Annotated in this window: 17 protein-coding genes; 8 read left to right on the top strand and 9 right to left on the bottom strand. The window is 61.0% G+C overall.

Going from position 1 to position 24,411, the window contains the following annotated elements; all coding sequences use genetic code 11:
* Nucleotides 1-27: 27 nt before the first annotated feature.
* The 5 genes from purT to J2Y90_RS10935 form a co-directional block, all read right to left on the bottom strand.
* A complete protein-coding gene (gene purT, locus J2Y90_RS10955) occupies nt 28-1,209 on the bottom strand; it encodes a formate-dependent phosphoribosylglycinamide formyltransferase (RefSeq protein ID WP_003221968.1) in 1,182 nt (393 codons plus the stop codon).
* Between the two features lie 100 nt (nt 1,210-1,309).
* Nucleotides 1,310-1,777, bottom strand: coding sequence for a preQ0 transporter (locus J2Y90_RS10950; RefSeq protein ID WP_253499427.1), 468 nt, complete (start codon nt 1,775-1,777; stop codon nt 1,310-1,312).
* A 132-nt stretch (nt 1,778-1,909) separates the two neighbouring features.
* Nucleotides 1,910-2,125 carry a DUF1289 domain-containing protein gene (locus J2Y90_RS10945; RefSeq protein ID WP_253499424.1) on the bottom strand — a complete coding sequence of 72 codons (216 nt, stop codon included), beginning with the start codon at nt 2,123-2,125 and terminating at the stop codon, nt 1,910-1,912.
* On the bottom strand, nt 2,122-2,646 hold the full coding sequence (locus J2Y90_RS10940; protein WP_253499421.1) for a gamma carbonic anhydrase family protein: 525 nt from the start codon (nt 2,644-2,646) through the stop codon (nt 2,122-2,124). Before J2Y90_RS10940 ends, J2Y90_RS10945 begins: the two co-directional genes overlap by 4 nt.
* A 39-nt stretch (nt 2,647-2,685) precedes the next feature.
* Nucleotides 2,686-3,285 carry a CoA pyrophosphatase gene (locus J2Y90_RS10935; RefSeq protein ID WP_042606911.1) on the bottom strand — a complete coding sequence of 200 codons (600 nt, stop codon included), beginning with the start codon at nt 3,283-3,285 and terminating at the stop codon, nt 2,686-2,688.
* A gap of 147 nt (nt 3,286-3,432) precedes the next feature.
* Between J2Y90_RS10935 and J2Y90_RS10930 the strand changes: the two genes are divergently transcribed.
* The 7 genes from J2Y90_RS10930 to nagE all read left to right on the top strand — a co-directional run bounded on the left by J2Y90_RS10930 (nt 3,433) and on the right by nagE (nt 12,166).
* Nucleotides 3,433-3,987 (top strand): NUDIX hydrolase, encoded by a 555-nt coding sequence (locus J2Y90_RS10930; protein ID WP_253499418.1) that lies wholly within the window; start codon nt 3,433-3,435, stop codon nt 3,985-3,987.
* A 74-nt stretch (nt 3,988-4,061) separates the two neighbouring features.
* Nucleotides 4,062-4,577 carry a L,D-transpeptidase family protein gene (locus J2Y90_RS10925; protein WP_253499406.1) on the top strand — a complete coding sequence of 172 codons (516 nt, stop codon included), beginning with the start codon at nt 4,062-4,064 and terminating at the stop codon, nt 4,575-4,577.
* Nucleotides 4,578-4,859: 282 nt separating this feature from the next.
* On the top strand, nt 4,860-5,591 hold the full coding sequence (locus J2Y90_RS10920; protein ID WP_065615855.1) for a GntR family transcriptional regulator: 732 nt from the start codon (nt 4,860-4,862) through the stop codon (nt 5,589-5,591).
* Between the two features lie 40 nt (nt 5,592-5,631).
* Complete coding sequence (nagA, locus tag J2Y90_RS10915) at nt 5,632-6,738, top strand: N-acetylglucosamine-6-phosphate deacetylase (RefSeq protein WP_253499394.1); 1,107 nt, start codon at nt 5,632-5,634, stop codon at nt 6,736-6,738.
* Complete coding sequence (locus J2Y90_RS10910; RefSeq protein WP_253499380.1) at nt 6,719-7,741, top strand: SIS domain-containing protein; 1,023 nt, start codon at nt 6,719-6,721, stop codon at nt 7,739-7,741. Before nagA ends, J2Y90_RS10910 begins: the two co-directional genes overlap by 20 nt.
* 142 nt (nt 7,742-7,883) lie before the next feature.
* Nucleotides 7,884-10,397, top strand: coding sequence for a phosphoenolpyruvate--protein phosphotransferase (gene ptsP / locus J2Y90_RS10905; RefSeq protein ID WP_253499377.1), 2,514 nt, complete (start codon nt 7,884-7,886; stop codon nt 10,395-10,397).
* Nucleotides 10,398-10,420: 23 nt separating this feature from the next.
* The gene (gene nagE, locus J2Y90_RS10900) at nt 10,421-12,166 is read left to right on the top strand and encodes an N-acetylglucosamine-specific PTS transporter subunit IIBC (protein ID WP_253499370.1); all 1,746 of its coding nucleotides are present in this window, start codon (nt 10,421-10,423) and stop codon (nt 12,164-12,166) included.
* Between the two features lie 51 nt (nt 12,167-12,217).
* Here nagE and J2Y90_RS10895 read toward each other — a convergent pair whose 3' ends face one another.
* Nucleotides 12,218-12,514 (bottom strand): hypothetical protein, encoded by a 297-nt coding sequence (locus tag J2Y90_RS10895; RefSeq protein ID WP_253499359.1) that lies wholly within the window; start codon nt 12,512-12,514, stop codon nt 12,218-12,220.
* A 463-nt stretch (nt 12,515-12,977) separates the two neighbouring features.
* Between J2Y90_RS10895 and J2Y90_RS10890 the strand changes: the two genes are divergently transcribed.
* Nucleotides 12,978-18,707: a membrane-targeted effector domain-containing toxin gene (locus J2Y90_RS10890; RefSeq protein WP_253499344.1), complete on the top strand. Its 5,730-nt coding sequence runs from the start codon at nt 12,978-12,980 to the stop codon at nt 18,705-18,707.
* Between the two features lie 98 nt (nt 18,708-18,805).
* Here J2Y90_RS10890 and J2Y90_RS10885 read toward each other — a convergent pair whose 3' ends face one another.
* From J2Y90_RS10885 to purL, 3 genes are all read right to left on the bottom strand, one after another.
* Nucleotides 18,806-19,168, bottom strand: coding sequence for a DUF6124 family protein (locus J2Y90_RS10885; RefSeq protein WP_253499331.1), 363 nt, complete (start codon nt 19,166-19,168; stop codon nt 18,806-18,808).
* An 888-nt stretch (nt 19,169-20,056) separates the two neighbouring features.
* Nucleotides 20,057-20,368, bottom strand: a complete 312-nt coding sequence (locus J2Y90_RS10880; protein ID WP_253499320.1) for a YqfO family protein — start codon at nt 20,366-20,368, stop codon at nt 20,057-20,059.
* Nucleotides 20,369-20,373: 5 nt separating this feature from the next.
* Nucleotides 20,374-24,270, bottom strand: a complete 3,897-nt coding sequence (gene purL / locus J2Y90_RS10875; protein ID WP_253499309.1) for a phosphoribosylformylglycinamidine synthase — start codon at nt 24,268-24,270, stop codon at nt 20,374-20,376.
* Between the last annotated feature and the right edge of the window lie 141 nt (nt 24,271-24,411).

The raw sequence follows: 24,411 nt of genomic DNA, 5'->3' as shown, positions 1-24,411 counted from the left end.
GCCTGCTCGCGATCGGCGCGACGCGGGTTACAGCTCTACAACAACCGCCTGAGCAGCACGAGTCGCCTTGGCACGCGCAGCCTCGATCGACTCATCCCGCGCCAGCGCCACGCCCATGCGGCGCTGGCCGTTCACTTCTGGCTTGCCGAACAGGCGCAGCGCCGTGTCCGGCTCGCTCAGCGCAGCGCCCAGGTTGGCGAAAGCGGTCTGGGTCGACTGCCCTTCCACCAGAATCACCGCCGAAGCCGACGGGCCGAACTGACGAATCAACGGTACCGGCAGGCCGAGAATGGCGCGGGCGTGCAGAGCGAATTGCGACAGGTCCTGAGAAATCAGCGTCACCAGACCGGTGTCATGCGGGCGCGGCGAGACTTCGCTGAACCACACCTGATCGCCTTTGATGAACAACTCGACACCGAACAGACCACGACCACCCAGCGCTTCAGTCACAGCTTTGGCAACGCGTTCGGACTCAGCCAGAGCAATCGGGCTCATCGCTTGTGGCTGCCAGGATTCCTGATAGTCGCCCTTCTCCTGTCGGTGACCAACCGGTGCGCAGAACGTTGTGCCGCCAATGTGGCGCACGGTCAGCAGGGTGATTTCGTAATCGAAATCGATGAAGCCTTCGATGATCACCCGACCTTTGCCGGCGCGACCGCCCTCTTGCGCGTAATCCCAGGCTTTCTGCACGTCATCGGCGCTGCGCAGCAGGCTCTGGCCCTTGCCCGACGAACTCATTACCGGCTTGACCACGCAAGGGAAACCCAAGTCCTGAACGGCTTTGCTGTAATCCTCGAAGGTGTCGGCAAAATGGTACGGCGAGGTCGGCAGGTCGAGCTCTTCGGCGGCCAGACGACGAATACCTTCACGGTTCATGGTCAATTGCGCCGCACGCGCGGTCGGGATCACGGTGAAGCCTTCGGCTTCCAGCTCGACCAGCGTGGCGGTGGCGATGGCTTCGATTTCCGGCACGATGAAATGCGGCTTCTCGGCTTCGATCACTGCACGCAGGGCAGCGCCGTCGAGCATGTTGATCACATGGCTGCGATGGGCGACTTGCATGGCCGGCGCGTTGGCGTAGCGGTCGACAGCAATCACTTCAACGCCCAGGCGCTGCAGTTCGATTACCACTTCCTTGCCCAACTCACCACAGCCACACAGCAATACGCGGGTCGCGGTTGGCGACAATGGAGTTCCGATACGGGTCATCTCAGGTCCTCAAAGGAAGCGGATCATCGAGGAAAGCCACGCAAGTGCGCTTTCCATGGGGAGAAAGCGCGGCATTTTACATGAACCCGAGGGTTTGGCTTCAGCTGGCGACAGCCTGTTTGCGATCACGCCAGGCCATGATCAGCCAGACGGCGGTGACGCCGGCGAACTTCGAGGCCAGCGCGGTGATGATCACCGGCGGCGTCAAGGCGTCGATCATGCCGAAAAAGATAAAGGAATCCAGCGGAATGCTCAGTGCCGAACTGATCCACAAACGGTCGCGCAACGGCCGTTTGGTGATGCTGAACACCAGCCAGTCGATGCATTCGGAGACCGCGAACGCCGTAGCGCTGGCCAGCGCGATGGAGGGGTCGGAGGTGATGTACGAGAGCACCAGCGCCGCCAGCATCGCCACGATCGCGCCATGCCCGAAGCGCGTCTGCACCATGTCGCGCAGCACGAACACCAGCCCGCCCCAGGCCGACCAGATGATGTCCAGGTGCGGTGCGGTGGAAAAGGCGAAGTTGATCAGCACGACGCTGCTGATGTAGGCGATGAGGAAGATCATGGAGGCGGCCTGTCGATTTGGCGCACAGGTTACTTGAGTGCCCTGAAAAGCAAAAGATCGCAGCCTTCGGCAGCTCCTACATTTGGAAATGCGTTCCCCTGTAGGAGCTGCCGAAGGCTGCGATCCTTTGATCTATCGGCTCGGCGTCTTGCCAATCATCCAAACCAACCCACTCGCCTTCGCCCGCTCATGACACGACCCCAGCACCACCCGACGCTCGTCATTGCTCATGCGGCCCCAGCGGGTGATCTCCTCGACCGTACGCTGGCAGCCGGTGCAGATATCATCTTCATCCAGCGCGCAGATATTCACGCATGGCGAGGCGACTGGTCGTTCGATGGTGGTCATTCTTCCTGCTCGACCAGATCGCGGGCGTAACGCTGCGAGTTATGCACATAGTGCGCGGCGCTGGCTTCGAGCATCTTTTTCTGCGCCTCAGTGAGTTCGCGCACGACCTTACCCGGCGAGCCCATCACCAGCGAACCGTCGGGAATTTCCTTGCCTTCGCCGATCAGCGAATTGGCGCCGATGATGCAGTTCTTGCCGATTTTCGCGCCGTTGAGAATCACCGCGTTGATGCCGATCAGGCTGTAATCGCCGACCGTGCAACCGTGGAGCATGGCGTTGTGGCCGATGGTCACGCCGGTGCCGATGGTCAGCGGATAGCCCATATCGGTGTGCATCACCGTGCCATCCTGCACGTTGCTGTTCCTGCCGATGAGGATCAGTTCGTTGTCGCCGCGCAACACGGCGTTGAACCAGACGTTGGCGCCCTCTTCCAGGCGGACCTTGCCCACCAATACGGCATTGGGCGCGACCCAGCTCTGCGGATGGGTTTCGACACGGGCGTCGCCCAGGCGGTATTTCATCTCGTTTTCCTCGGGGCTCACGGCCGTTCGAACGACGGCTCAAGTATCGATAAAGCTTTTCGGCGGTTGGTGCAGGCTGATTTTGGCGTCATAGAGCAGGTTGATCAACTCGACGATCATGATCGCCGTCAGCCCCCAGATCTTGTACTCGCCGAAGCGATAGCTCGGCACGTACCAGCTGCGGCCTTGATAGTCGATGCGATGAGTGTGCTCGCGGGGATCTTTGCGGAAGAATTCCAAGGGCACGCTGAAGACGGCGGCGATTTCGGCATCATTGGGTTGGTATTCGACAAAGTCGGGAATCACGCCGACATACGGCGTTACCTTGATACCGTGCAGGGAAATCAGCGGACTCAGCGGGCCGATGACTTCGACCAGCCCCGGCGGCAGGCCGATCTCTTCTTCGGCTTCGCGCAGCGCGGTGAAGATCAGGTCCGGGTCCTCCGGGTCGCGGCGCCCACCGGGGAAGGCGACTTCGCCACCGTGGGTCGAAAGCCCGCTGGCGCGCAGGGTCAGGACCAGTTCCGGTTCGTCACTGCGGGTGATCGGCACCAGCACGGCGGCTTCGGGGAAACGTGCGTCGGTCTCCAGCGTGCGCGGTGTGTGGTTGCTTACCCTATGCAGTAGCTCGTCCAGCATGAGTGTTCTCGATCGGTGCCTTGCTCCGCATCATGCACCAATCAAAGCGAGCGCCCAAGCCCCCGAAACCCGTCGTGTCGCGAAACGACAACTTGCCGACCGGCCCCGCTGCACGCCAAGATAGGCGCAGCATTCAGGAACCCGAGCATGAAATTTTGCAGCCACTGCGGTAACCCGGTCACCCAGCGCATTCCCGAAGGCGACTCGCGGCTGCGATTTGTCTGTGACAGCTGTCAGACCATTCACTACCAGAACCCCAATATCGTTGCCGGTTGCGTGCCGACCTGGGGCACGCAAGTGTTGCTCTGCCGCCGCGCCATCGAGCCGCGCCTCGGTTACTGGACACTGCCCGCCGGTTTCATGGAAAACGGCGAGACCATCGAGCAGGCGGCCATCCGCGAGACCGCCGAGGAAGCCTGCGCCCGGGTGCGCAACCTGAGCATCTACACGCTGATCGACGTACCGCACATCAGTCAGGTGCACGTTTTTTTTCGCGCCGAACTGGCCGATCTCGAGTTTGCCGCCGGCCCTGAAAGCCTTGAGGTGCAGTTGTTCGACGAAGCCGACATTCCTTGGGACGAACTGGCTTTCCGCACGGTCGGGCGCACCTTAGAATGCTTCTTCGCTGATCGGCGCGTCGAGAAGTATCCGGTTCGTTCGGAATCGATCCCGCCACTGGTGCAGCCGGTCATTGTTGGCTAGAAGATCAAAAGATCGCAGCCTTCGGCAGCTCCTACCTAAAACCTGATTGCGTCACTCCCTGGGGAATCGTTTCAATGCGCTGGTTGCTTGCCCTGTTCTGCCTGTCGTTCGTCAGCGTTTCGCAAGCGTCATTCGTGACCACCGTGACGCCGTCGGATACCCCCCTCATCGAAAAGGTCCTGGTCCTCAAGTCAGCCCACCAACTACAGCTGATCGCCGACGGCAAGCCGCTGAAGACCTATCGCGTGTCCTTGGGCAAGGGGGCGAAGAAAGGGCCGAAACTGATCGAGGGCGACAAACGCACACCCGAGGGTTTCTATTGGATCGACTGGCGCAAGACCAGCGAGAAATTCAACCTGTCGATGCACATTTCCTACCCGAACATCAGCGACGCCGCCCGCGCACGCCGTGAAGGTGTCGAGCCCGGCGGAATGATCATGATCCACGGCACCCCGGACTCGGCAGACAACCCGGAGCAGCTGTTCCACACCCTCGACTGGACGGATGGCTGCATCGCCATGCGCAACGTCGACATGCGTGAAGTGTGGAATCTGGTACCGGACGGCACGATGATCGAAATTCGCCCGTAACCTCGACCGCTGGTCACCCGTAAAAAAATAAATCAAAAGATCGCAGCCTTCGGCAGCTCCTACAGGGGTGATACCACTCCGAATTGTAGGAGCTGCCGCAGGCTGCGATCTTTTGCTTTTCATGGGCCACCACTAATACCACTTTAAACACCACCCCCTCAATACCGCCAATCCATAGGGTTAGAGGCCATTCACCTGCGTTGACATGGTATTCAAGTGGTATTAGTTTCCGCCCCACAAGCGAGCCACAACAATCCTATACTCGCGGCGGAAACGACCTACATGAACGACCTCCAATCCCTACGTCCTGACGACGCCCAGCCGACGCCGCTGTACTTGCAACTGGCGCGCAATCTGGAAGCGGCGATTCATGCCGGACAGTGGAAGGCCGAACAGGCGATGCCGTCCGAGCGCAACCTCAGCGACCAGCTCGGCATTTCCCGGGTCACCGCGCGCAAGGCTTTGGAAGTCTTGCTCGACCAAGGCCTGATCCGCCGCCTGCAAGGCTCCGGCACGTTCATCACCCCACGCCTGGAACAACCGCTGTCGCGTCTTTCCGGCTTCAGTGAAATGCTGCGTTTGAAAGGCTTCGTACCCAGCTCGAAATGGCTGGAGCGGGAAATCACCCTGCCGACCCACGAAGAACTGATCCGCCTCGGCCTGTCGCCGAACGACAAGGTCGCGCGCATGAAGCGTCTGCGCAAAGCCGATGACACGGTCATGGCGATCGAGATGAGCACCCTGCCCGCGTCGATCATGCCCAAACCGCAAGCGGTGGGGGATTCGCTCTACGAATACCTTGACGGCATCGGTAAACCCATCGTCCGCGCCCTCCAGCACATCCAGGCGATCAACGCCTCTGACGAGTTCGCCGCACTGGTCGGCATCGCCCCCGGCACCGCCATGCTGCTGATGACCCGGGTCGGCTATCTGGAAGACAACACGCCGATCGAAGTCACCGACACCTATTGCCGCAACGACTACTACGACTTTGTTGCAGAGCTTCGTAGATAAAGAGCCGCGCCGTTAAGCGCGGCCCCAAGCGAGAACGAAAATGTCCGAAGACAACATCCTCACCGCCAGCGGCTGGATTCGCGGCCGGCTGATTCACGAACATGGCAAGGTCGTGTCGATCGACGGCGTGCCCTGCGATCCGGCCGATAACGATCTGCCTTATCTGCTGCCGGGTTTCATCGACCTGCATGTGCATGGCGGCGGTGGCAAAGACATCATGGAAGGCGCCGAGGCCTTCGAAACCATCAGCAAGACCCATGTGCGTTTTGGCACGACCTCGCTGCTGGCCACCACCATGACCGCGCCGAGTGCGGAGATCTCCAGCGTCCTCAAAGAGGTAGGAGAATTCTGCGAACGGCGTCCGAAAGGCGCCGCGCGAGTGCTTGGCGTGCACCTTGAAGGCCCGTACATCAACCCGGGAAAACTCGGCGCTCAACCGAACTTCGCCCACACCGCGTTGATGGCCGAAGTCGAAGAATATCTGGCGCTGGCGCCGATCCGCGTCATCACCATTGCCCCGGAAATCGCCGGTCACGATGCGTTGATCCGTGAACTGAGCAGCCGTGGCATTCGCATGCAGATCGGCCACACCCTCGGCAGTTACGAGGAAGGCGTCGCTGCATTGGCTGCCGGTGCGACCAGTTTCACCCACCTCTACAACGCCATGAGCCCGCTGCATCACCGCGAGCCCGGCATCGTCGGCGCGGCACTTGCCCATGCGCAGTACGCCGAGCTGATCCCCGATCTGTTGCACGTGCACCCTGGCGCCATTCGCGTGGCCCTGCGTTCGATCCCGTGCCTGTATTGCGTCACCGACTCGACCGCCGCCGCCGGCATGCCCGACGGTGAATACAAGCTCGGCAGCCACACCGTGACCAAATGCCTGGGCGGCGTGCGCCTGCCCGACGGCACGCTGGCCGGCAGCACCCTGACCATGGATCAGGCCCTGCGCAATCTGGTGAAGATCGGGTTGCCGATCGCCGAGGCCTCGCAACGTCTGTCGCAATTTCCCGCCGATTACCTCGGCATTACCGAACGCGGGCGCCTTGCCCCGGGTGCCTGGGCCGACTGCGTGCGGCTCGATCGCTCACTCACACTGACCGCCGTCATGGTCGAAGGAGAAGACATTGACTTCAAAAATGCTTGAAGAGGCGCTGTCCTCGTTCGAGGCTGTGCAAGCCCAACTGCAACAGCTCGACGCGCCGATGATCGAGATCGCCGGGCGCCTGCGCCGGCAGCCACCGCAAGTGGCGATGACCGTTGCCCGTGGCAGCTCCGACCACGCCGCGAGCTACTTCGCCTACCTGACCATGCAGCAACTGGGCTTGCCGGTAGCCTCATTGCCGATGTCCGTGGTGACCATGCAGCAAGCGCCGTTGAAAGTCAGCGGTCAGGTCGCGTTCGCGTTTTCGCAGTCGGGACAGAGCCCGGATCTGGTCAACAGCCTGCGCCTGTTGCGCAAGCGCGGCGCGCTCAGTGTGTCGATGGTCAACGCCGCCGATTCGCCACTGGAAGCGGCCTGTGAATTCAGTCTGCCGCTGCTTGCCGGTACTGAAAGCAGCGTCGCCGCGACCAAGAGTTTTATCGCCACCCTCAGCGCCAGCGCGCGCTTGATCGCGCACTGGAAAGAAGACAGCGAATTGCTCGAGGCCGGCAACGCCCTGCCTGAAGGTTTGCGCGAAGCCGCAAAACAGGACTGGAGCGTTGCCATCGAAGCGCTGCGCGATTGCGAGCGCTTGATGGTGATCGGCCGTGGCGCCGGTTTCGCCATCGCCCAGGAAGCGGCGTTGAAATTCAAGGAAACCTCGGCGATTCAGGCCGAAGCGTTCAGCAGCGCCGAAGTCCGTCACGGGCCGATGGCACTGATCGACGAACACTATCCACTGCTGGTCTTTGCCCCACGCGGCGCCGAGCAGGCTGGCCTGCTGAGCCTCGCGGCAGAAATGCGCCAACGCGGCGCCCGGGTACTGCTCGCCGCCCCGGATGACGTCAGCGAACGCGACCTGACCCTGACCCGCGCCGAGCACCCGGTCCTCGACCCGATTCTGGCAATCCAGAGTTTCTACGTGATGGCCGCAGGCCTGGCCGTGGCGCGGGGCATGGACCCGGATCAGCCGCGCCATTTGAGCAAAGTGACCCGCACGCACTGACCGCCGAAGTCCGACCTGTAGGAGCTGCCGAAGGCTGCGATCTTTTGATTTTGACGTAGCCAAAAACAAGATCAAAAGATCGCAGCCTGCGGCAGCTCCTACGGGGGGCATCGAACCGAGATTCAACTGATGAGACCCAGCCATGCCCGACAACAATAAAGAGCTGACCCTCAGCGCCCCGCTCAGCGGCCCCGTGCTGACGCTCGCCAACGTCCCGGACGCAGTGTTCGCCAGCGGCGCGATGGGCGACGGCATCGCCATCGACCCGCTCAACGACACGCTGTATTCGCCCTGCGCCGGCGTGGTCATCCACGTCGCGCGCAGCAGCCACGCAGTGACCGTGCGCGCCGACAACGGCGCGGAAATCCTCCTGCACCTGGGCCTCGACACCGTTGAGCTGAACGGCGAAGGTTTTGCCATGCTGGTCAAGGAGCGCGATCGCGTCAGCCTCGGTCAACCGCTGTTGCGCTATGACCTGGACAAAGTCGGCCAGCAGTGCAAAAGCCTGGTCAGCCTGCTGATCCTGACCAACAGCGCGGATTTTCAGGTGCGGCCGATCACGCTCAAAGCGGTGAAAGTCGGCGAGCCGTTGCTGCACATCATCGCGCGCAACGTTGTCGCGGCGAATACCGAAACGCTAGGCGGGCCCGAAGCTCATGGCCAGGTGCGCGTCGCTCATCGCGGCGGTTTGCATGCGCGCCCCGCTGCGCTGATCCGGCAAACCGCGCAGGGTTTCAATAGCCGATCGCAGCTGCATTTCGCTGGCAAATCGGCGCCGTGCAACAGCTTGATCGGTTTGATGGGGCTGGCGATCGGCGAGCAGGATGAGGTGCAGGTCAGTTGTCAGGGCCCGGACGCCGATGCCGCACTGCAAGCCTTGCTCAGCGCATTGGCCACGGCGCTGCCGGACGACCATCACGCGCAAGCGCCGGTCAGCACTGCGGCGCTGAAACGCCCGGCCGAGGCTGGGGTGTTGCACGGTGTTTGCGCGGCGCCGGGGCTGGTCGCAGGGCCGTTGTTTCGCTTGAGCGCAATCACGTTGCCGGCGGATGCGGGCAATCACGATCCGCTGCAACAGCAGCAGATTCTTGAAGCGGCATTGAACGCGGTGCGCAGCGAAATCGCTGCCACCCTCGCCCAAGCGAAAAAACACAAGAACGCCGATGAAGAAGCCATCTTCGCTGCGCACATGGCGCTGCTCGAAGACCCGGCTCTGCTCGACGCCGCGCAGCATTTCATCGAACAAGGCACCGCAGCGACGCACGCCTGGAGTCAGTCGATCGATGCGCAGTGCGACATGCTGCAAGGCACCGGCAGCCCGCTGCTGGCCGAACGCGCCAACGATTTGCGCGACCTCAAGCAACGCGTCCTGCGTGCCCTGCTTGGCGAAGCCTGGCAATACCAGGTGCCGGCCGGCGCAATCGTCGCCGCTCACGAACTGACGCCATCGGATCTGCTGCAACTCAGCGCGCAAGGTGTCGCCGGGTTGTGCATGGCCGAAGGCGGCGCCACCTCGCACGTCGCGATTCTGGCGCGCGGTAAAGGCCTGCCGTGCATCGTCGCTTTGGGTGCGCAATTGCTCGATCAACCGCAGGATCAGCCCGTGGTACTCGACGCTGACGGCGGTCGTCTTGAACTGTCCCCGAATGCGCAACGCCTGGCCGACGTGCAACAGGCGCAAATCGAGCGCCAGCAGCTTCGCGAAAGTCAGCAAGCCAAGGCGCATTGGCCCGCCGAAACCCGCAATGGCGTGCACATCGAAGTGGTCGCCAATGTCGCTTCCAGCGCGGAAGCGGCCGATGCCTTTGCCAACGGTGCCGATGGCGTCGGCCTGTTGCGCACCGAGTTTCTCTTCGTCGATCGCCAGATTGCACCGGACGTCGAAGAACAACGCAGCGCCTATCAAGCGGTCATCGATGCCATGGGCGACAAGCCGGTGATCATCCGCACCATCGACGTCGGCGGCGACAAGCAACTCGACTACCTGCCGCTGCCCGCCGAAGCCAACCCGGTGCTCGGCTTGCGCGGTATTCGTCTGGCCCAGGCGCGCCCGGACATTCTTGATCAGCAACTGCGCGCGCTGCTGCAGGTCAAGCCGTTGTCGCGTTGCCGGATTCTGTTGCCGATGGTCACCGAGGTCGACGAGTTGCTGCACATCCGTCAGCGCGTTGATGACTTGTGCCTTGAACTGGGCATTGCCGAGCGCCCGCAGATCGGCGTGATGATCGAAGTTCCCGCCGCCGCGCTGCAGGCCGAACAACTGGCCGAGCACGCCGACTTCCTCTCGATCGGCACCAACGATCTGTCGCAATACACCCTGGCCATGGACCGCGATCACGCAGGTCTAGCCGCCCGCGTCGACGCCTTGCACCCGGCGCTGCTGCGCCTGATCGCCATGACCTGCGAAGGCGCGGCGGTGCACAAACGCTGGGTCGGCGTCTGCGGCGCCCTCGCCTCCGACCCGCTGGCGACGCCGGTGCTGATCGGCCTGGGCGTCACCGAGCTGTCGGTGAGCCCGGTGCAGATCGGTGAAATCAAGGACCGCGTGCGCCAGCTGCACGAAGCCGAATGTCAGCGCCTCGCCCGTGACCTGCTCAAGTTGAGCAGCGCCGCAGCGGTGCGTGAGGCCTGTCATCAACATTGGCCACTGCGCTAACAAAAACAACAAGGACCAACGCCATGTACCAACTCTTCATCGAAGGCCTGCAACGCCTCGGCCGCGCGCTGATGCTGCCAATCGCGATCCTGCCGATCGCCGGCCTGCTGCTGCGCCTGGGTGACACCGACCTGCTGAACATCGCGATCATTCACGATGCCGGGCAAGTGATCTTCGCCAACCTGGCGATGATCTTCGCCATCGGCATCGCCGTCGGTTTCGCCAAAGACAACAACGGCACCGCCGGCCTGGCCGGGGTGATCGGTTATCTGGTGATGATCTCCACGCTCAAGGTGCTCGATTCGACCATCAACATGGGCATGCTCGCCGGGATCGTCAGCGGCCTGTTGGCCGGCGCGCTGTACAACCGCTTCAAGGACATCAAGCTGCCGGAGTATCTGGCGTTCTTCGGTGGCCGGCGTTTCGTGCCGATTGTCACCGGTTTCGCGGCCGTGGGGCTGGGCGTGCTGTTCGGTTATATCTGGCCGCCGATCCAGCAGGGCATCAATGCGTTCGGCGCGCTGATGATGGAAAGCGGCAGCCTCGGCGCCTTCGTCTTCGGCGTGTTCAACCGCCTGCTGATCGTCACCGGTCTGCACCACATCCTCAACAACATGGCGTGGTTCGTCTTTGGCAACTTCACCGACCCGACCACTGGGGCACTGGTGACCGGCGACCTATCGCGTTATTTTGCCGGCGATCCGAAGGGCGGCCAGTTCATGACCGGCATGTTCCCGATGATGATCTTCGGCCTGCCGGCGGCATGCCTGGCGATGTATCGCAATGCCCTGCCGGAACGGCGCAAGGTCATGGGCGGGATTTTTCTGTCGATGGCTTTGACTTCGTTTTTGACCGGGGTGACCGAGCCGATTGAGTTCGCCTTCATGTTTCTCGCACCGCTGCTGTTCCTTCTGCATGCGCTGCTGACCGGGCTGTCGATGGCGATTACCAACGGCCTGAACATTCATCTGGGCTTCACCTTTTCCGGTGGCTTCATCGACATGATCCTCGGCTGGGGCAAGTCCACCAATGGCTGGTTGGTTGTACCTGTCGGTCTGGCTTATGCGGTCATTTATTACCTGGTTTTCGACTTCTGTATCCGCCGCTTCAACCTGAAGACGCCGGGGCGTGAAGACGTGGCCACGGCCGAAAAAGCTGTGCTTTCGGAAACCGAACGCGCCAGTGCTTACATCAAAGCGTTGGGCGGCGCAGAGAATCTGCTGACCGTCGGCGCGTGCACGACCCGACTGCGCCTGGAAATGGTCGATCGCAACAAGGCCTCGGACGCCGAGCTGAAAGCGCTGGGCGCAATGGCCGTGGTGCGCCCGGGCAAGGGCGGCAGCTTGCAGGTTGTTGTGGGGCCGATGGCGGACAGCATTGCTGATGAGATTCGCCTCGCCATGCCGGCATTGGGCCGAGCGGTCATCGCTGAGACTGTTGCGCTTGTCGATGAGCCGAAAGCCGTTTCGGTCTCGGGTCCAGAAGCTCAGCAATGGCTGAATGCACTGGGCGGCGGCGACAACGTGCTGCAACTGGATTGCATTGCCATGAGCCGGATTCGCTTGTTGCTGGCGGATAGCAAGGCCCTGTCCGACGCGCAGTTGAAAGAGCTGGGTTGTCAGGGTGTCAGCCAGTTGGAGGGTGGGGTTTGGCACTTGTTAGTAGGTGACAAAGCTGCGAGTTTGAGTGGAGCACTTCAAGCTCTGCTCAATCGTAGTGAACCAAGTGCGAGGGTTTTACCCGCAATAAAAGTCCAACAGCCTTACTGACCCATGAAAAGCCGCCGGGCTATGAAGCTCAGCGGCTTTTTCAATCGGCAGTTACTTTGCTGCAACAACGGCAAACGTACGAGTAGATGACATACCAGCGCTTCCTTTGGCCATAACCGAATGAGCACCCAGCATCAGACTCGTCAGGAGAAAATCCCAGCGTCCTGCAGCACTGACAACTACTTGTCCCCTCAAAACAGCAGCGTCGAAGATTTCAACTTTTTCTCCAGCAGCTGCAACCCCGCTCAATTGCACAGAAGTTGCCGAGGTGGCGCCACCGTCGGGAATCTCTCCCTTATCGTCTCTAACAGACGTGATTACTGGCACAATTTTTTTTTCAGCAGACATAGTCAAGTTCCTTCTTACCGGTTCTGGATGGAAGGCTTATGTGACAGGAGTTGGAGGTATCGCGCCACTGTCAGAAATTACAGGTTAAGGGGTGTTTCCGATGAACGGTCAATGCCACATCTGCCACTGGGGTGGGAGCGCAGCGACCGTTCGACGCAGTCGAACACAGCGAGAGGAGGTGCAGCGAAGGACCCCGAGCCTGCGAGGGCCGAACGCAGGAGCAAGCGTTTTTTGCTTACTTTTTTAGGGGCGCGGTAAAAAGCGAAATCAAAGGATCGCAGCCTTCGGCAGCTGCTACAGCTAATGCGAACAACCCGGAATCAGGTCATTTAGCAAACGTCATCGCTGACAAACCGGCTGGGTGGAGGGATCCACTCGGGCAGACGCTATAACTATGTACCACCATCGTCGCGGACACGGTCCCCATGCTGAGGTCTTTTCCACCAGCATGAAGACGATGCCAATGAACTCAAACACCGCCCCCTCGGGCGAAGAAATCAGGGGCGATCTCAATCAGATCGCTCACCATCTGTTCAAGATCGAAAAGCCGCTACTCGCCGAGAGCCTCCCTACTACCGAACAGGCCTATCTGAAACGTGTGAACGGTTTGCTGAAAACTTACCGCGAGCACTATCTGCAAGCCAGCCGCGCGCTTTACCAGTCCCTGCACGGCGCCGACTTGAACAGCGTGGTGGGCCAGAAGCTGCTCGCCACGCTCAAGACCCAACTGTTGGCGCAGTTGCAAAACATCGACCAGCGCGAGCGGATTGATGGCAAACCGGCCAAATCTTTCCTCATCTACGATGCCGGCTTCACCGCCATCGAGAACGAGGCGCGTCAGGCCGTCAAGGATCGCCTGCTGTCCGCCGAGGCCGGCGCCTTGCTGGAGAAACTGGCACTGGCGCCGATGCTGCGCCCCGCAACCTACGCATTGCAGTTCAGTTATCAGGCAACCACCGTAGAACTGGCGGGGGCCTTCGTTATCACGGAAAAAAACAGCTCGCCAGTCAGTGATTTGCTGACCGAGCAAAATACCGGTTTCGCGGTGCTGTTCACCCCGGTGAGGGGCATCGAGTTCTTCAATTCTCTGGCTGAGCTGGACGGGCATTTGCTCAAGTGTCTGAAGCACGACGCCGATCGCGACGGCTTCCTGCAGATGCTGCCCGCGAGCTATCACGGTGTCGGGGCGGCAGGCATCTGGCCGCTGGAGCTGTCACCGATTGATAGCACACCGCTGTTTGAACACATCTACGAGGCATTGATCGAAAAGCGCACGCAGGATATCGAACGGGCATTGAGCCTCATCGATAACCCGCAACACGACGCGGGCCTGTTGCGCACAGCACTTGATCTGGCCATCGCCGGCGCCTTGCCGGATCTCACACCGCGTCTGGCGCTCCAGGCGCAGGCGCTGTTCGAACGCCAGCTGTACCTGAGCGCACCGGATTGGTATCGCAGCGCGAGCAGCGCTCGCAAGGCCGAGCTGGCGGGGCACCTGAATCGATATGAACAGGCCCGCCAGACCCTGTTGCAATTGATCGGAGCCGCCGCCAGCCCGCTGACGCTGGCTCGTCACCAATGGCTCGAGCGCCTCAGCGATGAGCTTGAAATCGATGACCTCGAACCCGAGCACCTGACGCTCAAGACCAAACGCCACGTGAGTGGTTTCGGTGTATTCGAGCACCGCCGCAATCTCATCGAACTGGCCCTGCTCGGGCCGCACACCGGTGACGAATTGACCGGTTCCACTTTCCTCCGTGCCACGACCCTGAGTTACAAGGACGCGCCGCTACCCGAAGCCTACGTGGATGTCACGCCGGCCTGGATTGTTCAGCAAGCGCTGACCCTGCAACCGCGAATCGACTTCAACCAGGTGCAGCAACGCCTGCATGGCCTGCCCGCCTTCAGTCTGGCCGTCGCCGACATGCTTGATCAGCGGATCGTTGCATCGGCCTACACCGCCAGGCTGCAGAGCGACCTGCTGGACAGTGACCTGCAACTGATCCAGCAACTGCGTGCCGGTAACGATGCTCGCCTGCGAGCCGCGACACTGACCTTGCACGGTGCACAACTTCTGGATCTCTGGGTGTTGCGCCAGTCCGACGCTAAAGGCGCCCTCCAGCGGATATTGCTGTGTACGCCGGATGCGCCGGACAACAAGCGGTTCCGTGCTTTCGACAGCGAGCGTGCCTGTCAGGCGCACATTCTCGGCTGGGCCAAACACAGCGAGGATACCGAAGGCATGGTCGCCTATCTGGTCAGCCGCGCGCCGCTGCGCTTTCGCCACAGCATGCAGAAACTGTTGTCCGGCCTGAGTTTCAAACCCGAGGCTGAGGAATACACAAAACTCACATTCGCCAACACCGGGCCGCATAGTGACTGCCTGCGGGCAATGACTGTGCATGTACTGGCTACGCGCACCGATGACTACGACTTCAGCACCCCGCTGTGGTACCGCTCGACCAGCACAGCCAACCGCAGGAAGCTGTCGACACTGGCCGAAGAAGCCGAAGGTACCCTGCAAGCATTCAACGCGCATACATTGTCGGGCAGCGGGTTTCCACCGTTCGACACCTATGTACACGAACAGGCGAAAAAAGCCCTGAATGCGCTGCTCAAACGTCCGGCCAACGACGTCGATCCGGATACCGTATGGGCGTACTCACAGAGCTCGGTGGTGCCTTCGTGGACCGCCGCACCGATGACTTATACCCGCCTGTATCGCGATGGCTACCCGGACAGCTTCGGCCTGATCGATCCCAAATTCTCTCGTTCGGCACGCTTCAAAGGCCCGGACGGCGTTGATTTGAGTGCGCTGACCGCGCAAAACGTTGCACGCTCTGTCACCGGCGTATGGATCGGCGAACGTTACACCAACAAGGTTCGCGCCGAGCTGCAAAGCTCCGCCAGCCGCGGATATGGCTTCAGACGCAACACGACGCTGGCGGTAATCCAGCGGCAAATGCGCGGCGCCGCCCTCGAAAGCCAGTTGAAAGGGCACATTACCCAAGCCGATCAACAATGGCTGGAAAAGAGCATCGCCAGCATGGGCGACAGCTCCGCCAGCAAGCGCAACGAATTCATGCTGCACCGGCTGATGATCGACGGTGAATGGGTCATCGACACCTGGCTGTTCAGCCACGGCAACGATCCGGTGCTGCTTTACACTCCCGAGTCGCCGGACGGCATCGGTTTCCGCGAAGCCAGGCTGTTCAACTACCTGCTGAAACAGCAGCCCGGCATGATCGAATACCTCACCAGCCGGGTCTCGGTGCAATCGCGAACCCGCGTTCGCACGTTTCTCGAGACGGCGAAAAAACGTTTACCACAGGAACTCGACAAGTCCACGCCCAGCGAGGCGCATTACGATTCAACGCGTTCCGTGGCGCCTGTCAGTGACTTGCGCTACGCCCTTTACGACATGAAGTTGCAACGCAAGATCGACGACGTCCACGCGACCACCGTCAATCGCAACGAGATGATCATGGGGTTGCTCTGGACGTGCGTCGAGATCGTTACCGCCATCGCAACCATGCCCTACCCTCTTTTAAGCCTGAGCAGCGGTCTGCTGCTGGCCTTCAAGGACGCCATGCTCGCGCTCGCCGCTTACCAGCGAGGCGACAACGGTGCCGCGCTGCAGTATCTGGTGGGTTACCTGTTCAACAGCGCCGGCGCGTTGTTGACCGATCTGCGCCCGGTTGTGCGCTCACTCAGGTTCCATGTGAAAAGTGCGCGTCTGAGCACCGCCGGAAGCCGTGCAGAGCAAGCGCTGAAGTTGATCGCGCCGCTGGAATCCGATACCTCTCTGACACAAGGTCTGCGCCCGGTGTTTTTTGACGGGCGGGCCCTGTGGGCCCCGGACAAGCCCGATGCCTTGGGTCGCTACTTGTTGCATCGCCCTGACCCGAATACCGGCCGTTTGCTGTCGACCGGTATTGTGGTCGTGCCCAATGCCGATGGCGTGCTGGTGCGCAGCGGTGTGGCCGGCGGAGCCCCGAAGTACGACGCCGTATCGGAAACACCCGGCCCCCATAAAGATTACGGTGTTCCGACCAAATACCATGCGCGCATCGAAGCGGCCATGAACCCGGAGACAAGGCTGCAACTCGTGAAACGAGCCGAGGACTACATGGCCCACCCCAATACGATCCTCGCTGGCGCGGTCGATGAACTTGGCACTACCCGCAGGGTATACCTGAGCCAGGCGGCCAAACTGACCACGGACGCCAAGCTGCATTTCGCAGATCTGGCTGCCCTCCCCGCCCGGACTGAGGTCGCTTCTGTCGGCGCGGACACCTCCTTTACGCAGTTGCTCGCCAGCGAAGCCTTCACCGGCAAGAATCTGGTCATCGGCGCCCGCCCTGGATCCATCGCGAGCAAACAGGTGCTGATCACCTACATCGACGCGCTGATCGCCAACGGCTTCAAGCGTCTTTATCTGGAATATCTGCCGGGGGATGTCTTTGCCCTCAAGCTGGAGAAGTTCAACCAGGGCAAGTCATGGCGGCACATCAAAAAGCATCTGCAAGCTGTGGATAAGGCCCTCGGTCATGAAGCCGACGCGGCATTCTCCTATCTGGCACTGGTGCGCAAGGCCCATGAAAAAAACCTGAAGATCGGTGCACTGGACGCCTCCACCTGCTATGAGCTGGACGATGTCCTGCTGATGTCGGACGTCTCGCCGCTGACCCCACGCAGCAATGAGGTCAGAAACTTCTATTCGCACCAGGTCATTGCCGACGATGTTGCCGATGCACCGGACGAACGCTGGGTAGCACTGGTGGATGACTCGCGCATGACCACCTTCAACGGCACGCCAGGTCTGGCGGATCTGCACGACGCCGTTGCCGTGCGCATTGAAGACATCGGCCTGAACCAGCCCACACGGGTCGGTCTGGATTCGCCAGGTTCAATCGCCGGGGACACAACGGCGAGGGGCGACTATCTCGTGCAAACGCCGACCCCGTACAAAGCTCCCCCACCGGTCACAACGCCAGAGGCAACTGCCGCCGTTGTCGATCATTTCAGCGACTACGACATTGCACCCTCACTGCGTGACGATATCGCGCAGATGTTAAATAAACCCTACTCCCTGGATTCAAACTACCGCCCGGTCGCGTCGAATGAGCAAACGGCCTACGACGCCTTCATTTCCATGCGTGAGCGTCTGGAAAAAACTGCCAGAGACACGTTCGCCGATTACATCCCTCCCGAAGCGCCGGTCCTGCCGTCGCTGACGTCCGATACTACGTTCGAAGCTTTTTTAAAACAGCTGTCCGATCAACGCTTGAACCTGCTGATTGGCGAAGCACATGCAGGTGTATCGAGCAAAGCGCTCCTGAAAAAGCACATGAAGGCGCTCAAGCAAGCCGGTTACGACACACTGTACGTGGAGCACCTCTTGACCGATGTGCACCAGGCCGATCTGGATATCTTTCGTCAGACCCAACGCATGCCGGAGAGGCTCAAGAATTATCTGCACCGTCAGGATGCAGGGCACATGCCTACCTATAAAGGCAGCGATACGTACACCGAGCTCTATCAGACGGCAGCCAAGTACAACATTCGAATCAGGGCGCTCGATTGCACAGCTTCTTACCACCTGAAGGGCATTTATGACCCGGATATCTCCCGAAACGAGATGTTCAGTTATTTCGCAACCCGAGTGATCGAGGCTGACCAGCTTGCCAACGGGCCGCATAAATGGGTTGCACTCATCGGCAACTCCCACACCAATTACAACCTGGGTGTGCCGGGTCTGGCGGACACCCTGTCTGCTGTCAGTCTCCACGTGCGTGACACCGCTCCTGAACTGGCCAGAGGTGTCCACCGCGGCACAGCGGAAATCCTCGCCGATTCGACTGAAAAGGGCGGAACCAGCCAGCGCGCGGTGCAAAGTGATTTTCTTATCAAAGTCGCTGTTGCCGGACAGAAAAAACCTTCCCCGGCGCCGTCGGTCAGTCGCAGCAAACTGACCCACCCCGGTATGTTCCTGATTGAATCTGAAGGCACGAGCGGAACCCGTCTGGTGCATAAATCCAAAACCGGTGAAATTGTTGTCACGCCGATCCAGGTCAATGACAAAGGCTTGTTGTTCGTTGACCGTTGGGAGAAGAAAGATCAGGTGTTCAAGTACCTGCGGACGCTGATCGAGATGCTTGAAACAGATGTGAAGTTGACGCAGGTGAAATAACGCAGGTTCGCTTGTACGTTGTGTGCAGAACCACTGGGTCTGAAAGCCCAGTGGTTTTTTTATGGCCAAGAGCAAGCGAACTGCGAGCGGCCGGAGTTTCAGACTTGCGAATCGACCCGATCCAGCGCCCGATTCACCGCCAGCTCCGCGAGCATGATGATCTGCTGGATCGCCAGCGCCGTATTGCGCTGCGGCCGCCCCAGTTGATCGGCGAAATCGCTGGCCAGGGTGTTGGCCGAAGCGAGTGATTCACAGGCGTGGGCCAGCAGGGTTTCGGTGTCGATTTCGGGCTGGACGAGGAACATGGTGCTGGGCGGGTGCGCCTTGCTCGGCTGCGGGCACAGGTAAAAATCCAGGGCACGCTTGATCGCTTCGCGGTTTTTGGCGAGGTCGTCGGCGCGGATGGTTTGTTCGAGGGGGGTTGTGGGTTCGAGGGGTGGGTCGGGGACGATTTTATCCACAATGCTTCTCCTGCTGATGCTGATGGGCAGCCATCGATCGCCGGATCTCACGCGGCGAATGGGTGGCAGCTATGTGCGAGGTGAGATCCACCGGAGCAGGCAACCGGCCAGACCGAAGTCTGCCCGCACACAGCCGCCATAAAACAGGCAGCAGATTGAGCTGGCGCCAATTATCGTGGTGCTGGCGCCAGTTGCAAGCTATCCGGGGATCTCACTCCCGGTCGCTGATTCGCAGCGACGGGAAAAGACTAGAGATCGCACGTCCGACGGACAACCTGAAAACGTTGTGGGAAGGTTCTGGTCATTTGTACCGGATTTAAACAATCTCAAGTTCTCGGGCGCCTGGATGGGCCTCATCGCGAGCAGGCTCACTCCTACAATGGGATCGAGTACAACCTCAAGAAACAGGTCGGATGTCAGGCCGCCTTCGCGAGCAGGCTCGCTCCCACAGAAAAGCAAAGCAGCGCAGCTGCCCGCGGCAAAGCCGCCCCACTCAACAATGAGCGTTAGCTCGAGTGCTTTTGATCTTGATCCACGGGCGACGTCGGAAGGCTGAGTGGAGGGATTGATCCGGGCGTGGGAGCGCAGCGACCGTCTGGCGCAGCCAGACACAGCGAGAGGAGGTGCAGCGAAGCAAACCGGAGGCGCTGCGCCCGGATCGATCCCGCAGCGAAGGAACCCGAGCCTGCGAGGGCCGAACGCAGGAGCTAGCGTTTTTTGCTTACTTTTTTAGGCGCTTGTAAAAAAGTAAGTCGCCGTCAGGCGAAACCGCCAGCAGCCGCTACCGAAGCAACGGATATTCACCCAAATCAACATAAAACCAAGACCAACAAAAAACCCGCAGACAATCACTCATCTGCGGGTCTCCCGTCCAAGCAGCAAAGAAGATCAGAAATCCTCCAGCCGCCACACCTCATAAGCCGGCGTCTCATACGGATGACTGAGCTTCAACGCCGCCACAACAGCCACAATCAACTCATCCGCGACGACAAGCTCAACCTTCCATTCCTCAACCCGCTCGACCTGCCCCGCCTGACCGATAAACGGTTGACTGCCGTCCAACGGTCGAAACTGGCCCAGACCAAGCACCTGCCAGGCACAGTGGTCATAGTCACCGATCCGCCCACCACCGGCGGCGAACACAGCCCCTTTGACCAACTCGACATGGCTGTCAGGAACAAAAAAGGCGAGCTTGTACACAGACCTTAGTTAACCCAGACGCGAGCGTTACGGAACATGCGCATCCACGGCGCGTCCTCGTTCCAGTCCTCCGAACGCCACGAGTTCTGCACCGCGCGGAACACTCGCTCCGGGTGCGGCATCATGATCGTCACGCGACCGTCACGGCTGGTCAGACCGGTGATCCCGCGCGGCGAGCCGTTCGGGTTGGCCGGGTAGGCTTCGGTGACCTTGCCGTGGTTGTCGACAAAACGCATCGCCACGCAACCGGACAGATCGGCTTCCAGCAGCGCTTCTTCGCTGGCGAACTCGGCATGTCCTTCACCGTGGGCGATGGCGATCGGCATGCGCGAACCGGCCATGCCCTGCAGGAAGATCGAGTTCGACTCCTGGATCTGCACCATCGCCACCCGCGCTTCGAACTGCTCGGAGCGGTTGCGCACGAAGTGCGGCCAGAACTCGCTGCCCGGGATCAGCTCGTGCAGGTTGGACATCATCTGGCAACCGTTGCACACGCCCAGCGTGAAGCTGTCGTTACGTTCGAAGAAGCCCTGGAACGCGTCGCGGGCGCGGCTGTTGAACAGCGCCGACTTGGCCCAGCCTTCACCGGCGCCGAGCACGTCGCCGTAGGAGAAACCACCGCAGGCCACCAGGCCTTTGAACTCGTTGAGGTCGACACGACCGGCGAGGATGTCGCTCATGTGCACGTCGATGGCGCTGAAACCGGCGCGGTCGAATGCGGCGGCCATTTCCACCTGACCGTTGACGCCCTGCTCACGCAGCACGGCAACCTGTGGGCGAATGCCTTTCTTGATGTAAGGCGCAGCGATGTCCTGATTGACGTCGTAGCTGAGCTTGACGCTCAGGCCCGGGTTGTCTTCTTCCAGCAGCGCGTCGAATTCCTGCTCGGCGCAGTCGGCGTTGTCACGCAGACGCTGGATCTGGTAGCTGGTCTCGGCCCACTGACGCTGCAGCAGACGACGCTGGCCTTCGAACACGGTGTCACCGTTGAAGGTGATGTTGATCTGGCCATTGTTGATCGGCTGACCGATCACCGACACACAGTCGCCCAGACCGGCGGCGCTGAACTGCGCGAGGATGTCCGGGGTGGCGTCCTGGCGAACCTGGATCACCGCGCCGAGTTCTTCGTTGAACAGGATCGCGGCGATTTCCGACGCGGATTCGGCAACGCTGTCCAGGTTCAGGCTCAGACCGCAGTGGCCGGCGAAGGCCATTTCCACCACGGAGGCCAGCAGACCACCGTCGGAACGGTCGTGGTAGGCCAGCAAGTGACCGTCGGCGTTGAGGCCCTGGATCACGGCGAAGAAGGCCTTCAGGTCTTCGGCGTCATCGACGTCCGGCGCGTGCCGGCCGAGTTTGCCGTGGACTTGCGCGAGGATAGACGCACCCATGCGGTTCTGGCCGCGACCGAGGTCGATCAGGATCAGGTCGGTGGTGCCCTTGTCCATGCGCAGTTCCGGGGTCAGGGTCTGACGGATGTCAGCCACTGGCGCGAAACCGGTGACGATCAGCGACATTGGCGAGGTGACGGTCTTGTCTTCGCCGTTGTCGTTCCAGCGCGTGGCCATGGACATCGAGTCCTTGCCCACCGGAATGGTGATGCCCAGCTCAGGGCACAGCTCCATGCCGACCGCTTTCACGGTGTCATACAGACGCGCGTCTTCGCCCGGGTGGCCGGCCGCCGACATCCAGTTCGCCGACAGTTTGATGTCGGAGAGCTTGTTGATGCGCGACGCGGCAATGTTGGTGATGGTTTCGCCGATGGCCATGCGGCCCGATGCCGGCGCGTCCAGCAGAGCCAGCGGAGTACGCTCGCCCATCGCCATGGCTTCACCGGTGTAGACGTCGAAACTGGTGGCGGTGACGGCAACGTCGGCCACCGGCACTTGCCATGGACCGACCATCTGGTCACGGGCAACGAGGCCGGTGATGGTGCGGTCGCCGATGGTGATCAGGAAGCTCTTGCTCGCCACAGCCGGGTGATGCAGAACGCGCTCGATGCTTTCGGTGATGTCGAGGTTCGACGGATCGAAGTCATCGCCCAGTTCGGCTTCGCGAACCACCGAACGGTGCATGCGCGGCGCCTTGCCGAGCAACACTTCCAGCGGCATGTCCACCGGGTTGTTGCCGAAGTGGCTATCCGTGACAGTAAGCTGCGGTTCGGCAGTGGCTTCACCGACGACGGCAAACGGGCAGCGCTCGCGTTCGCAGATTGCCTGGAAGCGCTCGAAATCTTCAGGACCGACCGCCAGCACGTAACGTTCCTGGGATTCGTTCGACCAGATTTCGTGCGGGGCCATGCCCGGCTCGTCATTAGGGATGTTGCGCAGTTCGAAACGGCCACCGCGGTCGCCATCGTTGACCAGTTCCGGGAAGGCGTTGGACAGACCGCCCGCGCCGACGTCGTGGATGAAGCTGATCGGGTTCTTGTCACCCAGTTGCCAGCAGCGGTCGATGACTTCCTGGCAACGGCGCTCCATTTCAGGGTTTTCACGCTGTACGGAAGCGAAGTCGAGATCCGCCGAGCTGGTGCCAGTGGCCATCGAGGAAGCGGCGCCGCCACCGAGACCGATCAACATCGCCGGGCCGCCGAGCACGATCAGCTTGGAGCCGACGACGATCTCGCCTTTCTTGACGTGCTCTTCACGGATGTTGCCCATGCCGCCAGCGAGCATGATCGGCTTGTGGTAGCCGCGCACTTCGTCACCATGCGGGGTGCTGATCGACTGTTCGAAGGTACGGAAGTAGCCAGTCAGGGCCGGACGACCGAATTCGTTGTTGAACGCCGCGCCGCCGAGCGGGCCTTCGATCATGATGTCGAGCGCGGTAACGATGCGCTCAGGCTTGCCGTACGGCACTTCCCACGGCTGTTCGAAGCCCGGAATCTGCAGGTTCGATACGGTGAAACCGGTGAGGCCAGCCTTTGGCTTGGCGCCACGACCGGTTGCACCTTCGTCACGGATCTCGCCGCCGGAACCGGTGGATGCGCCCGGGAACGGGGCGATCGCGGTCGGGTGGTTATGGGTTTCAACCTTCATCAGGATGTGCACCGGCTCCTGCACCGCGCCGTACTGGCGGGTTTCAGGGTTCGGGAAGAAGCGGCCGGCAACGTTGCCGACGATCACCGAAGCGTTGTCCTTGTAAGCGGACAGCACGCCTTCGCTGTGCATCTGATAGGTGTTCTTGATCATGCCGAACAGGCTTTTTTCCTGGCTCTGGCCGTCGATGTCCCAACTGGCGTTGAAGATCTTGTGGCGGCAGTGCTCGGAGTTGGCCTGGGCGAACATCATCAGTTCGATGTCGTGCGGGTTGCGCTTGAGACCATTGAAGGCGTTGACCAGATAGTCGATCTCGTCTTCGGCCAGGGCCAGGCCCAGCTCGGTGTTGGCCTTTTCCAGCGCGGCGCGGCCGCCACCAAGAATGTCGATGGCGGTCAGCGGCTTCGGCTCGGCGTGGCTGAACAGACCGGCAGCCTGCTCGAGGTTGGCCAGCACGATCTGGGTCATGCGGTCATGCAGGGCGTCCGAAATCAGCCGGGCTTCGGCTTCGCTGAACTGGCCGGCGACGTAGAAGGCGATACCGCGTTCCAGGCGCTGGATCTTGCTCAGGCCGCAGTTGCGGGCGATGTCACTGGCCTTGCTCGACCACGGCGAGATGGTGCCGAAACGCGGCAACACCAGAAACAGACGACCGGCCGGCTCTTGAACCGGAACACTTGGGCCGTACTTCAGAAGGCGCGCTAGCACCTGCTGTTCGTCGCCGGTCAGGACGCCGGTGACTTCGGCGAAGTGAGCGAATTCAGCATACAGGCCACTGACAGCTGGAACCTTCTGGCTCAGTTGCTCAAGGAGTTTGCTGTGGCGAAAGGCAGAAAGGGCAGGAGCGCCGCGCAGGATCAACATCTTCGGGACAGCCTCGGGAAGGGGTGTGCTTTGAGGCCGTGCATTCTAGCCTAAACCGACCTCAACATCACCCGAAACGCTACGCACGGTTGCACTCGGGGGGCAATCTGTGTTTCTGCCTTCGGGGTCAGGTAAATCGAG

The sequence above is a fragment of the Pseudomonas koreensis genome (assembly GCF_024169245.1).
GTDB classification, from domain to species: domain Bacteria; phylum Pseudomonadota; class Gammaproteobacteria; order Pseudomonadales; family Pseudomonadaceae; genus Aquipseudomonas; species Aquipseudomonas koreensis_F.
This window is presented reverse-complemented; position numbering and strand designations above follow the sequence as displayed.

Bases quoted from the DNA above. Each gene is read 5' to 3' on its own strand.
- purT (WP_003221968.1), bottom strand. From the start codon at position 1,209: ATGACCCGTATCGGAACTCCATTGTCGCCAACCGCGACCCGCGTATTG.
- J2Y90_RS10950 (WP_253499427.1), bottom strand. From the start codon at position 1,777: ATGATCTTCCTCATCGCCTACATCAGCAGCGTCGTGCTGATCAACTTC.
- J2Y90_RS10945 (WP_253499424.1), bottom strand. From the start codon at position 2,125: ATGACCACCATCGAACGACCAGTCGCCTCGCCATGCGTGAATATCTGC.
- J2Y90_RS10940 (WP_253499421.1), bottom strand. From the start codon at position 2,646: ATGAAATACCGCCTGGGCGACGCCCGTGTCGAAACCCATCCGCAGAGC.
- J2Y90_RS10935 (WP_042606911.1), bottom strand. From the start codon at position 3,285: ATGCTGGACGAGCTACTGCATAGGGTAAGCAACCACACACCGCGCACG.
- J2Y90_RS10930 (WP_253499418.1), top strand. From the start codon at position 3,433: ATGAAATTTTGCAGCCACTGCGGTAACCCGGTCACCCAGCGCATTCCC.
- J2Y90_RS10925 (WP_253499406.1), top strand. From the start codon at position 4,062: ATGCGCTGGTTGCTTGCCCTGTTCTGCCTGTCGTTCGTCAGCGTTTCG.
- J2Y90_RS10920 (WP_065615855.1), top strand. From the start codon at position 4,860: ATGAACGACCTCCAATCCCTACGTCCTGACGACGCCCAGCCGACGCCG.
- nagA (WP_253499394.1), top strand. From the start codon at position 5,632: ATGTCCGAAGACAACATCCTCACCGCCAGCGGCTGGATTCGCGGCCGG.
- ptsP (WP_253499377.1), top strand. From the start codon at position 7,884: ATGCCCGACAACAATAAAGAGCTGACCCTCAGCGCCCCGCTCAGCGGC.
- nagE (WP_253499370.1), top strand. From the start codon at position 10,421: ATGTACCAACTCTTCATCGAAGGCCTGCAACGCCTCGGCCGCGCGCTG.
- J2Y90_RS10895 (WP_253499359.1), bottom strand. From the start codon at position 12,514: ATGTCTGCTGAAAAAAAAATTGTGCCAGTAATCACGTCTGTTAGAGAC.
- J2Y90_RS10890 (WP_253499344.1), top strand. From the start codon at position 12,978: ATGAACTCAAACACCGCCCCCTCGGGCGAAGAAATCAGGGGCGATCTC.
- purL (WP_253499309.1), bottom strand. From the start codon at position 24,270: ATGTTGATCCTGCGCGGCGCTCCTGCCCTTTCTGCCTTTCGCCACAGC.